Source organism: Amycolatopsis sp. NPDC104819 (assembly GCF_055583145.1).
This window is the reverse complement of sequence record NZ_JBVJON010000012.1, coordinates 98,363-109,083: the sequence shown is the minus strand read 5'-3', so window position 1 is coordinate 109,083 and position 10,721 is coordinate 98,363. Positions and strand designations below refer to the sequence as shown.

Below are 10,721 nucleotides of genomic sequence, written 5' to 3'. Positions count from 1 at the left end.
TGAAACGCACAGCAGCGAAACCCCGGGCGTTTGTGCTTTCCTACAAGCCTGATGACGACCGTGAAAACTCTGCTGGGCCTGCCGGGGCTGCGACTGCGCCCGCTGGCCGGGGCCGACCTGCTCGACCGGCCGGTGACGCGCATCTACGTCACGGAGCTACCCGACCCCGGACGGTACCTGTCGGCCGGTGAGCTGGTGCTTTCCGGCCTGCTCTGGTGGCGGCGCCCGGGCGACGCCGAGCCGTTCGTGGCCGCGCTGGCCCGGGCGGGCGCGGCGGCGCTGGCCGCGTCCGGCGCCGACTCCGGCGGCATCCCCGGTGACGTCGCCGAGGCCTGCGAACGGCACCGGATCCCGCTGCTGGAAGTGCCCACCGACCTGTCGTTCTCGGTGATCACCGAGCAGGTGGTGCTGGCCCTGGCGGCCGCGTCCGAAAGCGCGCGCAAACGTTTGCAGGCCGCCGCGGACGCGCCCGTCGAGACGCTGCTGGAGCGCGCGTCGGCCGAGCTCGGGGTGCCCTGCTGGGTGCTGTCGGGCCTCGGCCGGGTGGTCGCCGGGGCGACGCCGCTGCCGGTGCCCGCCGCCGACGTCGTCGGCAAGTACGCGGCGAAGGAGCCCGGGCCGCTGACGGTGGTCCCGGTCGAGGGCCGGCACGCCGTGCCGTGGCTGATCGCCGCGGGCGGGACGCTGAGCACCGCGCAGGCCGAGCTGGCCGAGGAGCTGGCCGGGCTCGTCGGCGTCACGCGGGCGCGCTCTCCGCGGCCCGAGGCCGAATTGCCCGGCGAAGCGCGCGTCGTCGCGTTGCGGACCGAGGGCAGCGACGAGAGCCGGGACGTCCTGCTGGAGCTGCTCCCGGACGGGCTGCTGCTCGAATCCACCGGGGACACTTCCTTCGCGGCGACCGCGGGGCAGCCGTCCGCGGCCGAGTTGTCCACTGTGGAACCGTTGCTGCGGTCGAAGCGGATCTGGTGCGGGGTAAGCGACCCCGGCCCCCGGGACGAAGCGTGGGAATCGGCCCGGTACGCGCTTGAAGTCGCGGCCCGGCGGCACGCGCGGGTGGTCTCGGCCGGCGAGGTGGACGTGCACCGGCTGCTGTTGGCCGGAGCGCCCGACGGGCTGCGCGCGGCCGTGCGGCGGCGGGTCCTCGGGCCGCTGCTGGAGTACGACGCCGAGCAGCACACGGACCTCGTCCACACGGTGCGGGTGTTCCTCGAGTGCTCGGGATCGCCGACACGGGCGGCGAAGGCGCTGCACGTCCACGTCAACACCCTGCGCTACCGCATCGGCCGGGCGGGCGAGCTGCTCGGCGCGGACCTGACCGAGTTCACCGACCAGCTCGACGTCTACCTGGCGTTGCGCGCGGGAGACCAACCAGGATGAGCGACGAGATCACCTCGGCCCGGCAGGCAGCGAACGACCCGCGAGTGCTGGCCTTCGGGCGGCTGCAGGGCGCGGCGAACCGGCTCGAGTACCTGCTCGGGCGGGCGCTGGAGCGCGAATGCGGGATCACGCACCTGATGTACGAGGTGCTCCTGATCGTGGGCCGCGCGGGCGCGGGCGGGCTCACGATGCGTTCGATCGCCCAGGAACAGGTGCTCACGACGGGCGGCGCGACCCGCCTGGTCGACCGCATGGCGGCGCTCGGCCTGGTGACCCGCTCGGCGTCCCCGCGCGACGGGCGCGTGCAGCTGGTGCGGCTGACCCCGCGGGGCGAGGAAACCACCGTGCGGGCCAGCCGGCTGCACGTCGAGAACATCGAGCAGCTCTTCTTCCGGCCGTTGCCGCCGGGGCATCGTGAGCGGTTCGCCGAGGACCTGCGAACGCTGAGCCACTTCGCGCGCGACGCCCTTCCGCGGTTACGTTAGAGCGACGGCTCGGGCCCGGCGCGAGACCGGTAGAGGGGAGAGCATGGGCAAGCAGAAGCGTGAGACTCGGGGCGGCGAGAGCACGGCCGACGAGTTCCGCGACACGCTGCTCGTCGCCGCTTCCGAGACCGCGCGGGGGATCCCGGGCGCGGCCAAGCGGTGCGCGAACCGGCTCGCCCCGGGTCTCGACTGGCCGGCCGGACCGGTCGAAGGCGCCGGGCTCGCGACCCGGCACGTCATCGCGCGGGTCCGGCGGGGCGGGTGGCTGCGCGAAGACCTCGACCAAGCGGCTCGGCGGCGCGTCGACGAGTTCGCCCGCTCCTACGTGCTCGACGCCCTCGCCGAGCCGCACCTGACCCAGTGGGCGGCCCGGCACATCCTCAGCCCGGCCGAAGCGCTGACCTCCGTCGTCGAAGCGCTGGGATTCCTGCTGTCGCTGCCGGACCTGCCGCTGCCGGACCGGACGGTTCCCCACACCGTCGACGAGAAGAAGCTGGGCCGGGTCCGCGCGCTGCTGGCCAAGGCCGAGTCGAGCTCGTTCCCGGAGGAGGCCGAAGCCCTCTCGGCGAAGGCGCAGGAGCTGATGACCCGCCACGCCCTCGACCGAGTGCTCGTCGAGGCCGATGAGGCCGAGCCCGACCGGCCGACGTCGCGCCGGATCTGGCTCGACACGCCGTACGTCGACGCCAAGTCGCTGCTGGTCCAGGTGGTCTCGAAGGCCAACCGGTGCCGCGCGATCTTCGACCCTCGCCTCGGGTTCGTCACCGTCGTCGGCGACGAGGAAGACCTGGACGCCGTCGCGGTGCTGACGACGTCGCTGCTCGTGCAGGCGACACGGGCGATGATCGCCGACCCGGCCGGCCGGTCGCGGCCGTTCCGCAAGTCGTTCCTCGTCGCCTACGCCACCCGGATCGGCGAGCGCCTCGAACGCGCCGCGGAAACGACGATCGCGGCGTCACCGGACTCGGCTCGCCTGCTGCCCGTGCTGGCTTCGCACGAGCTGAAGGTGGAGTCGGCCTTCACCGCCCTCTTCCCCGACGTGGTCGGCAAGTCCGTGACGGTGCGCGACCTCGACGGGTGGGACGCGGGCCGGTCGGCAGCCGACCGCGCCCGGCTGCGCTAGTCCTCGCGACGGGCGTACTTCTCCAGCTCCGGCCGCCCGAACGGCAGCTCCCCCTCGTCGAGGGCCCCGCAGTCCAGGCCGCGCAGCAGGTACACCGCCAGGGCCTGCGCCGTCGCCGGTTCGTCCAGCACTCCCCCGGCCTGCTTCTCCGCGTACGCGCGCAGCCGCTCCACCGCCGCCGGAAATCCCGAGCGGTAGAACGTGTACGTCGCCGCGAAGCGCGTCGGCAGCTGGTGGGGGTGCAGGTCCCAGCCCTGGTAGAAGCCCCGCTCCAGCGAACGGCGGACCAGGCGCAGATGCTCCGCCCACGCCTCCGGCAGCGCGTCGCCGATCGGGAGCTTGTTCGTCGAGCCGTCCGAGAGGCGGACACCGGTGCCCGCCGCCGAGACCTGCATCAGGCCCTTGGCCAGGTCCGCCGCCGGGTGCTCCATGCTCTGGTACGCCGCCGCGATGCCGAGGCCGGCGCTGTAGTCGTACGTGCCGTAGTGCAGCCCGGTGCAGCGCTCGGCCGCGGCGTGCACGATGCGCGCCACCGAGAGCGTGCCGTCGAGGTCCACAATGGACTGTGCCGTCTCGATCTGGACCTCGAACCGCAGCGCTCCCGAAGCCAGGCCATACGCGGATTCCAGCCGGGCCAGCACTTCCGCGGCCACCGAAACCTGCTCGACGGCCGTCACCTTGGGCAGCGTGACCACGAACCCCGGCGGCAGCGGCCCGTTGTCCAGCAACGAGCCCAGGAACAGGTCCAGGGTGCGGATGCCACGCCGGCGCGTTGCCGGTTCGAAGCTCTTGAACCGGATGCCGCAGAACGGTGTACCCCCGGTCGTGGCCAGAGTCTGCCCGGCCGCCACCGCGGCCGCGTCCTCGACGTCGTCCGGCACCCGGCCGAAACCGTCCTCGAAGTCGATCCGCAGGTCTTCGATCGGCTCGGTGAGCAGCTTCGCCCGCACGCGTTCGTAGACGTCCGCGTCGACTCCGAGCAGGTCCTCGTGCTCGATGAACACCCGCATCGCCTGCTTGCCCCAGTCGGCGACCAGGCGGGTGCGGTACTGCGACGCCGGGACGTAGACGGTGTGCACCGGCTGCCGTCCCGGGCGCTCCCCCGGGTACGCCGCCGCGACGCGCGCGTCGGCCTCGGCCAAGCGCGCGTCCGCGGCGTCGTAGACGTCCTGGGACAGCCGCACTACTTGATCCGCTCGTAAGCGGGCAGCGTCAGGAAGTCCGGGAAGTCGTCGGCCAGCGCGACCTGCTCGAACAGCTCCACGGCCGGCTCCAGCAGCTCCGGCTTGAGCTCGGCGGCCAGCTCACCGCGGACCTCCGCCAGCACCCCGCGCACCAGCTCCGACGTCACGACGTCGCCGGTGTCCAAAGTGGTCCCGTTCTTGACCCACTGCCAGATCTGCGAACGCGAGATCTCCGCCGTCGCCGCGTCTTCCATCAGGTTGTGGATGGCCGCCGCGCCGTTGCCGCCCAGCCAGGACGCGATGTAGCGGACGCCGACGTCGACCGCGGCGCGCAGGCCGCCCGCCGTCGCGCCACCCGGCGTCGAAGCGACGTCCAGCAGCTGGTCGGCGGTGGCAGAGAGATCCCAGTCCTCGTCGCGCCTGCGCCCGAGCTGGTTCGGCTCGTCGCCGAGGACCTTGTCGAACTCCTCCTTGCAGAGGGCGACCATGCCGGGGTGCGCGACCCAGGAGCCGTCGAAGCCGTCGCCGGCCTCGCGGGACTTGTCCGCGTGCACCTTGTCGAAGGCGCCCTTGTTGGTCTCGGGGTCCTTGCTCGGGATGAACGCGGCCATGCCGCCGATCGCGAACGCGCCGCGCTTGTGGCAGGTGCGCACGAGCAGCTCGGTGTAGGCGCGCATGAACGGCGCGGTCATGGTGACGGAGTTGCGGTCCGGCAGGACGAACTTCTCCCCCGCGTCGCGGAAGTACTTGATGACGCTGAAGAGGTAGTCCCAGCGGCCCGCGTTGAGGCCGGACGCGTGCTCGCGCAGCTCGTAGAGGATCTCTTCCATCTCGAACGCGGCCGGGATGGTCTCGATCAGCACGGTCGCGCGGATGGTGCCGTGGTCGATGCCGAGGGTCTTCTCGGCGTGGGTGAAGACGTCGTTCCAGAGCCGCGCTTCGAGGTGGCTCTCCATCTTCGGGAGGTAGTAGTACGGGCCCTTGCCGCGCTTGAGCAGCTCGGCCGCGTTGTGGAAGAAGTGCAGGCCGAAGTCGACGAGCGCGCCGACTGCCTGGCGGCCACCGAAGGACAGGCCGCGCTCGGGCAGGTGCCAGCCGCGGGGGCGGACGACGATCGTGGCGTGCTCGACGTCGTCCTTGAGCGCGTAGCTCTTGCCACCGCTCTCGAGGGTGATCGTCTCGCGGACGGCGTCGTAGAGGTTGACCTGGCCGGACACGACGTTCGCCCAGTGCGGCGTGTTGGCGTCTTCGAGGTCGGCGAGCCAGACCTTGGCGCCGGAGTTGAGCGCGTTGATGGTCATCTTGCGCTCGGTCGGCCCGGTGATCTCGACCCGGCGGTCACGCAGGGCCTCGGGCGCGCCGGCGACCTGCCAGTCGCCCTCGCGGATCTCCTTCGTCTCCGGCAGGAAGTCGAGCCGGCCGGTGGTCCGGGCCTCCTCGCGACGCTTGCTCCGCGCCTGGAGCAGCTCGTCGCGGCGGCCGGCGAAGGCATCGTGCAGGCCGGCGAGGAAGTCGAGCGCTGCCGGCGTGAGGATCTCGTCGCCGCGCTCGACCGCGTCACCCAGCACCTGGGCTTCAGAAGACATGTGGAACACCTCGAGGGTTCGGATCTTTGGATAACGGCCCTACGGTTTTCTACCAGCCGGACTATAGTTTCTGCATAGCGGAAGCTCAACGCCGACGTAAGGAGGGCCACCGTGCCGGCGGAGAAGAACGGGCGCGACGGCGGCGTCCAGTCCCTGCAGCGTGCCTTCGAGCTGCTGGAACACCTCGCGGACACCGGCGGTGAAGCCAGCCTGTCCGAGCTCGCGACGCTGTCCGGGCTGCCGATGCCGACGATCCACCGGCTCATCCGCACCCTGGTCGACCTGGGGTACGTCCGGCAGAACACCAACCGCCGGTACGCGCTGGGCGCCCGGCTGATCCGCCTCGGCGAGAACGCGAGCATGCAGTTCGGCGCCTGGGCGCGGCCACTGCTGGCGGAGCTGGTCGAGGAGGTCGGCGAGACGGCGAACCTGGCGGTCCTGGAGCGCGACGAAGTCGTGTACGTGGCCCAGGTGCCCTCGAAGCACTCGATGCGGATGTTCACCGAGGTCGGCCGGCGGCTGCTGCCGCACGGCACGGGGGTGGGCAAGGCGATGCTGGCGCACCTGCCGGCGTCGGAGGTCCGCTCGATCCTGGACCGGACGGGGATGCCCGCCTACACCGAGCACACGTTCACCGACGCGGACGCGCTGGCCGTGGAGCTTTCGCGGATCGCCCAGCAGGGGTACGCGCTCGACGAGGCCGAGCAGGAGCTGGGCGTCCGGTGCGTGGCGGTGGCAGTGCCGGGGGCTCCGGTGCCGGCGGCGGTTTCGGTGTCGGGCCCGTCGGGCCGGCTGACCGCCGAGGCGGTGGCGCACATCGCCCCGGCGGTGCAGCGGGTGGCCGACGCCCTGGGAGCCAGCCTGTCCCAGGCCACGGTCACCGTGTGAGCGGAGTGATCGCCGGTGACTCAGGGCTCATGTCGGCCGATACCCTGATCGCCATGTCCGATCCGTTCCGCCTCGAGCGAGCCGCCGAAATCCGGCGCATCTTGAGCTGCCACACCGCGCTGCTGAACGACGTACGCGAAACGCAGATCGCGCAGGGCAGGCAACTCGACAGCCTCAGCGCCGACCTCGGCAGCATCGGCAGCATCGGCGACACGGTCGACAAAGGTTTTGCCGGTCTCAACGCAAGGCTCGACGGAATGGCTCGGCTGCTCCAGCAGGTCGTCGACAAGGACTGACCGCTACTTCAGCTCTCCCTTCAGCAGGTCCATGAGCAGGCCGTCGTGCCAGGTGCCGTCCGGGGCGCGCTCGTAGTTCCGCATGATCCCGACCCTCTTGAAGCCGACCTTCTCGTACACGTGGATCGCCGTCTCGTTGGACGCCGCCGGGTCGATCGTCAGGCGGTGGTGGCCGTTCTCCAGCAGATGCCGGGCCAACGTGCGCAAGGCGTCCGTGCCGACACCGCGGCCGTGGACGTCCGGGTGGACCGAGATGTCGATCCCGGCGTGGCGGTACTGCGGCTCCAGCTCCTCGCAGCTCTGGATGATCCCCACGACCTCACCGCCGAGTTCGATGACGTAGCAGGTGTAGCCGTCTTCGACCTCGTACAGGCCGTTGACCTCGTGGTCCGGGTCGCCCCACCAGCGGGCGACCTCCGGGGTGGCCAGGATCTCGCGGACGCGGCCGCGGTCTTTTGCCGAAATGGTACGCAAAAGTACGCACGCACCAGGGATGATGGGCATGCTTTGGTCCTCTCTCGTAGCGAATGACGGCTTTGGGCGACGTCGGGTACGAGGAGGGGCACGAGAGGACGTGCGTCAACCGGGCATGCCCGGAGTGTGCGCCGGCGCGCGTCCTCCGTCATCCGATTTTCGCCGAAGGGACCACCATGGACCCGCACGTCGGCGGCGCGCTCGCGTGGCTCGCCGCTTCGCACACCGTCGAAAGACTCGTCGACCGTGCGCTCGACGGCTCACCGCCGCCTCCTGCGTGGCCGCACCCGCCCGCTTCGGGCACGGGCGGGAAGGTCGAGATCACCGTGCGGCACCACCGGGCCGCGAAGGTCCGCACGCCGGTGATCGTCACGCTGCAGCTGGACGGCAGCCGCAGCGGCACGGCGTTCTCCGTGGTGCTGGGGCACACGGCCCGCCTCACCCTGCCGGGCGGCCGGTACTTCGGGGCCGCGCTCGTCGTCGACCCCGGTCGTCGGACCCGGTCGGGCCCGGTCCTGCAGGGCATCGGGTGGTCGCACCTGACGGTCGCGGCGCACCGGACGTCGCCGCTGCTCATCTCGGCCCAGCGACCGTCGGAGCCGGCCGTCCTGCAGCTGGGCCTGCGCCGGACCGACGGGACGCCGCTCTTCCGGCTCTAGCCGAGCAGGGCGTCCACGAACGCGCCGGGCTCGAACGGCGCCAGGTCGTCCGGGCCTTCACCGAGCCCGACCAGCTTCACCGGCACCCCGAGCTCGCGCTGGACCTGGAACACGATGCCGCCCTTGGCGGTGCCGTCCAGCTTGGTCAGCACGATGCCCGTCACGTCGATGACCTCGGCGAACACCCGGGCCTGCATCAACCCGTTCTGGCCGGTCGTCGCGTCCAGGACCAGCAGGACCTCGTCGACCTTCGCCTGCTTCTCGACGACTCGCTTGACCTTGCCCAGCTCGTCCATCAGGCCGGTCTTCGTGTGCAGACGCCCCGCGGTGTCGATCAGGACCGTGTCGACGCCCGTGTCCACGCCGCGCTTGACCGCGTCGAACGCCACCGCGGCCGGGTCCGCGCCTTCCTTGCCGCGGACGACCTCGGCGCCCACGCGCTCGGCCCACGTCTGGAGCTGGTCGGCCGCCGCCGCGCGGAACGTGTCCGCCGCGCCCAGGACCACCGTCTTGTCCTGGGCCACGAGGACGCGGGCGAGCTTGCCCGTGGTCGTCGTCTTGCCCGTGCCGTTGACACCGGCCACCAGGACCACCGCGGGCTGCTTCTGGCCGTCGACGATGTGCGGCAGCGCTCGCACCGCGCGCTCGCTGTCGGTGGACAGCTGCGCCGTCAGCACCTCGTGCAGCACCTCGCGGGCCTCGGCCGACGACCGGATCGCGCGGCGGGACAGCTCGTCGCGCAGCCGCTCGACGATCTGGTTCGTGGTGGCCGCACCCAGGTCGGCCATCAGCAGCGTGTCTTCGACGTCCTGCCAGGAGTCCTCGTCGAGGTCACCGGCGCCGAGCAGGCCGAGCAGGCTCGTCCCGAACACCGACCGCGACTTCGCCAGCCGCCCGCGCAGCCGCTCCATGCGCCCGGTCGCGGGGTCGATCTCCTCGGCGACCGGGGCCGACGCGGGCGCCGGCTCGACCACCTCGGCGTCCGGCAGCTTGACGTCGCGCACCGTGCGCTGGGCCGAGTCGCGCGGCACCGCGGCGTCGTCGCCGACCGCGGGCTGGCCGTCGGTCTCCGGCCGGTCTTCGACGGGGTGCTCGACCTCGGTCCCGCCGGGCGCGAGCGCGATGCCGCCGCTCGCCGCGTAACTGCCGCCCTTCGGTTTCTCCTCGACCTCCCGCTGGGCGTCCAGGGTGATCCGGCGCCGGCGCGCGATGAGCAGGCCGGTCACCAGGAGGGCGACCAGCACGACAACGGCGAGGACTACGAACAGGAACCAGGTGCTCGACACCGGCCCATCCTTTCATCCGCACCCGCTCGCGCCGGACACCCCGTCCGCACAGGCAATTCGTAACGACGTAGATCCCGATTGGGCCAAGACTTCACCACGTGGGTTGCGTCACCCGGAAGCCTGCACTAAACCCCTCCGGATGGGGAAACGAGCCGGCCACGGCTTCCGGGTGATCGGGCTGATTTCGGGCACGTCGGTCGACGGCATCGACGTGGCCGCCGCCGACCTGCACGCCGAGGACGGCACGGTGGTGCTGACCCCGCTGGGCGAGCTCGACATCGCCTACCCCGAGCCGCTGCGTGACGGCCTGCTCGCCGCCCTCCCGCCGAACCCGTGCACCGCCGGCGAGCTGACGCGGCTCGACACCGGCGTCGGCCAGGCGTTCGCCGACGCGGCCCTGCGCGGCGCCGTCGAGCTCGCCGGTGGCACCGCGGACTTCGTCGCGTCGCTGGGCCAGACGGTGTTCCACTGGGTGGAGGACGGCCACGTCCACGGCACGCTGCAGCTCGGCCAGCCCGCCTGGATCGCCGAGCGCACCGGGCTGCCGGTGGTCGCCGACCTGCGGGCCCGGGACGTCGCCGCGGGCGGGCACGGCGCGCCGCTGGCGAGCACGTTCGACCAGCTGTGGCTGCGCGGCGTGGCCGAGGACACCGGCGGGCCCGTCGCCGCGCTCAACCTCGGCGGCATCGCGAACATCACCGTCGTCGCCGAGGGACGGCCGGCGGTCGCCTACGACACCGGACCCGCCAACGCGCTGCTCGACCTGGCCGCCTACCGCGTCACCGGGCGCCGCAGCGACGTCGACGGGCAGCTCGCGCTCAGCGGCTCGGTGCGCGCGGACCTGCTCCAGCGGCTGCTCGCCGATCCGTACTTCGCCGCCGCGCCGCCGAAGTCCACCGGCAAGGAGCACTTCAACGCGCCGTTCCTCGACGCCGCCCTGCACGACCTCCCGCCGGTCGCCCCCGGCGACCTGCTGGCGACGCTGACCGAGCTCACCGCGGTGACCGTCGCCGACGAATGCCGCCGGCACGGCGTCACGGCGGTCATCGCCTCGGGCGGCGGGGTCGCAAACCCGGCCGTGATGGCCGCGCTGGCCCGGAACCTGCCGTCCGCCGCGCTCAAGACCAGCCACGACCTCGGCCTGCCCGGCGCCGGCAAGGAGGCGTACCTGACCGCGCTGCTCGGCTGGCTCACCTGGTGCGGCGTGCCGGGTACGGTTCCGTCGGCGACCGGCGCCCGCGGGCCGCGCCTGCTCGGCGCGCTCGTGCCGGGCGCCGGGCCCCTGAACCTTCCCGCCCCGCTGGGGGGCGCCGTGACGAGGTTGCGAGTCGCGGAGAAGGCCGGATGAACAGACAGTAGGAGA

Annotated in this window: 11 protein-coding genes; 7 read left to right on the top strand and 4 right to left on the bottom strand. The window is 72.2% G+C overall.

What is annotated here, in order from left to right; translation table 11 throughout:
* The first annotated feature begins 51 nt into the window (after positions 1-51).
* Genes ACZ63E_RS33445 through ACZ63E_RS33435 form a run of 3 tightly spaced genes read left to right on the top strand, consistent with a single transcriptional unit; the run spans position 52 to position 2,985 of the window.
* Complete coding sequence (locus tag ACZ63E_RS33445; protein ID WP_465340208.1) at positions 52-1,377, top strand: PucR family transcriptional regulator; 1,326 nt, start codon at positions 52-54, stop codon at positions 1,375-1,377.
* Positions 1,374-1,862 carry a MarR family winged helix-turn-helix transcriptional regulator gene (locus ACZ63E_RS33440; RefSeq protein ID WP_465340207.1) on the top strand — a complete coding sequence of 163 codons (489 nt, stop codon included), beginning with the start codon at positions 1,374-1,376 and terminating at the stop codon, positions 1,860-1,862. The genes ACZ63E_RS33445 and ACZ63E_RS33440 overlap by 4 nt, the downstream gene beginning before the upstream one ends.
* Before the next feature lie 43 nt (positions 1,863-1,905).
* Positions 1,906-2,985 (top strand): DUF2786 domain-containing protein, encoded by a 1,080-nt coding sequence (locus ACZ63E_RS33435; protein ID WP_465340205.1) that lies wholly within the window; start codon positions 1,906-1,908, stop codon positions 2,983-2,985.
* On the opposite strand, the gene ACZ63E_RS33430 is transcribed toward ACZ63E_RS33435, so the two are convergent.
* Together ACZ63E_RS33430 and aceB are read right to left on the bottom strand one after the other, a co-directional pair.
* Positions 2,982-4,169 (bottom strand): DUF6986 family protein, encoded by a 1,188-nt coding sequence (locus tag ACZ63E_RS33430; protein ID WP_465340204.1) that lies wholly within the window; start codon positions 4,167-4,169, stop codon positions 2,982-2,984. The two genes, ACZ63E_RS33435 and ACZ63E_RS33430, sit on opposite strands and share 4 nt — an antisense overlap.
* Positions 4,169-5,755, bottom strand: coding sequence for a malate synthase A (gene aceB, locus ACZ63E_RS33425; RefSeq protein ID WP_465340203.1), 1,587 nt, complete (start codon positions 5,753-5,755; stop codon positions 4,169-4,171). Before aceB ends, ACZ63E_RS33430 begins: the two co-directional genes overlap by 1 nt.
* 111 nt (positions 5,756-5,866) lie before the next feature.
* Between aceB and ACZ63E_RS33420 the strand changes: the two genes are divergently transcribed.
* Positions 5,867-6,643, top strand: a complete 777-nt coding sequence (locus tag ACZ63E_RS33420) for an IclR family transcriptional regulator (RefSeq protein WP_465340201.1) — start codon at positions 5,867-5,869, stop codon at positions 6,641-6,643.
* A complete protein-coding gene (locus ACZ63E_RS33415; protein WP_465340199.1) occupies positions 6,640-6,939 on the top strand; it encodes a hypothetical protein in 300 nt (99 codons plus the stop codon). The genes ACZ63E_RS33420 and ACZ63E_RS33415 overlap by 4 nt, the downstream gene beginning before the upstream one ends.
* Positions 6,940-6,942: 3 nt before the next feature.
* On the opposite strand, the gene ACZ63E_RS33410 is transcribed toward ACZ63E_RS33415, so the two are convergent.
* Positions 6,943-7,443 carry a GNAT family N-acetyltransferase gene (locus ACZ63E_RS33410; RefSeq protein WP_465340197.1) on the bottom strand — a complete coding sequence of 167 codons (501 nt, stop codon included), beginning with the start codon at positions 7,441-7,443 and terminating at the stop codon, positions 6,943-6,945.
* A 146-nt stretch (positions 7,444-7,589) separates the two neighbouring features.
* On the opposite strand from ACZ63E_RS33410, the gene ACZ63E_RS33405 reads away from it, so the two are divergent.
* Positions 7,590-8,072, top strand: a complete 483-nt coding sequence (locus tag ACZ63E_RS33405; protein ID WP_465310573.1) for a hypothetical protein — start codon at positions 7,590-7,592, stop codon at positions 8,070-8,072.
* Here the strand turns inward: ACZ63E_RS33405 and ftsY are convergent.
* Positions 8,069-9,358, bottom strand: coding sequence for a signal recognition particle-docking protein FtsY (gene ftsY / locus ACZ63E_RS33400; protein ID WP_465340195.1), 1,290 nt, complete (start codon positions 9,356-9,358; stop codon positions 8,069-8,071). The genes ACZ63E_RS33405 and ftsY overlap by 4 nt on opposite strands.
* Before the next feature lie 139 nt (positions 9,359-9,497).
* Here ftsY and ACZ63E_RS33395 point away from each other — a divergent pair, with 139 nt between their 5' ends.
* On the top strand, positions 9,498-10,706 hold the full coding sequence (locus ACZ63E_RS33395; RefSeq protein ID WP_465340194.1) for an anhydro-N-acetylmuramic acid kinase: 1,209 nt from the start codon (positions 9,498-9,500) through the stop codon (positions 10,704-10,706).
* Positions 10,707-10,721 lie beyond the last annotated feature (15 nt).

What these genes read in the sequence shown, in the direction of transcription:
- ACZ63E_RS33440 (WP_465340207.1), top strand. Translation starts at nt 1,374, where the DNA reads ATGAGCGACGAGATCACCTCGGCCCGGCAGGCAGCGAACGACCCGCGA.
- ACZ63E_RS33445 (WP_465340208.1), top strand. Translation starts at nt 52, where the DNA reads ATGACGACCGTGAAAACTCTGCTGGGCCTGCCGGGGCTGCGACTGCGC.
- ACZ63E_RS33435 (WP_465340205.1), top strand. Translation starts at nt 1,906, where the DNA reads ATGGGCAAGCAGAAGCGTGAGACTCGGGGCGGCGAGAGCACGGCCGAC.
- ACZ63E_RS33395 (WP_465340194.1), top strand. Translation starts at nt 9,498, where the DNA reads ATGGGGAAACGAGCCGGCCACGGCTTCCGGGTGATCGGGCTGATTTCG.
- ACZ63E_RS33405 (WP_465310573.1), top strand. Translation starts at nt 7,590, where the DNA reads ATGGACCCGCACGTCGGCGGCGCGCTCGCGTGGCTCGCCGCTTCGCAC.
- ACZ63E_RS33410 (WP_465340197.1), bottom strand. Translation starts at nt 7,443, where the DNA reads ATGCCCATCATCCCTGGTGCGTGCGTACTTTTGCGTACCATTTCGGCA.
- aceB (WP_465340203.1), bottom strand. Translation starts at nt 5,755, where the DNA reads ATGTCTTCTGAAGCCCAGGTGCTGGGTGACGCGGTCGAGCGCGGCGAC.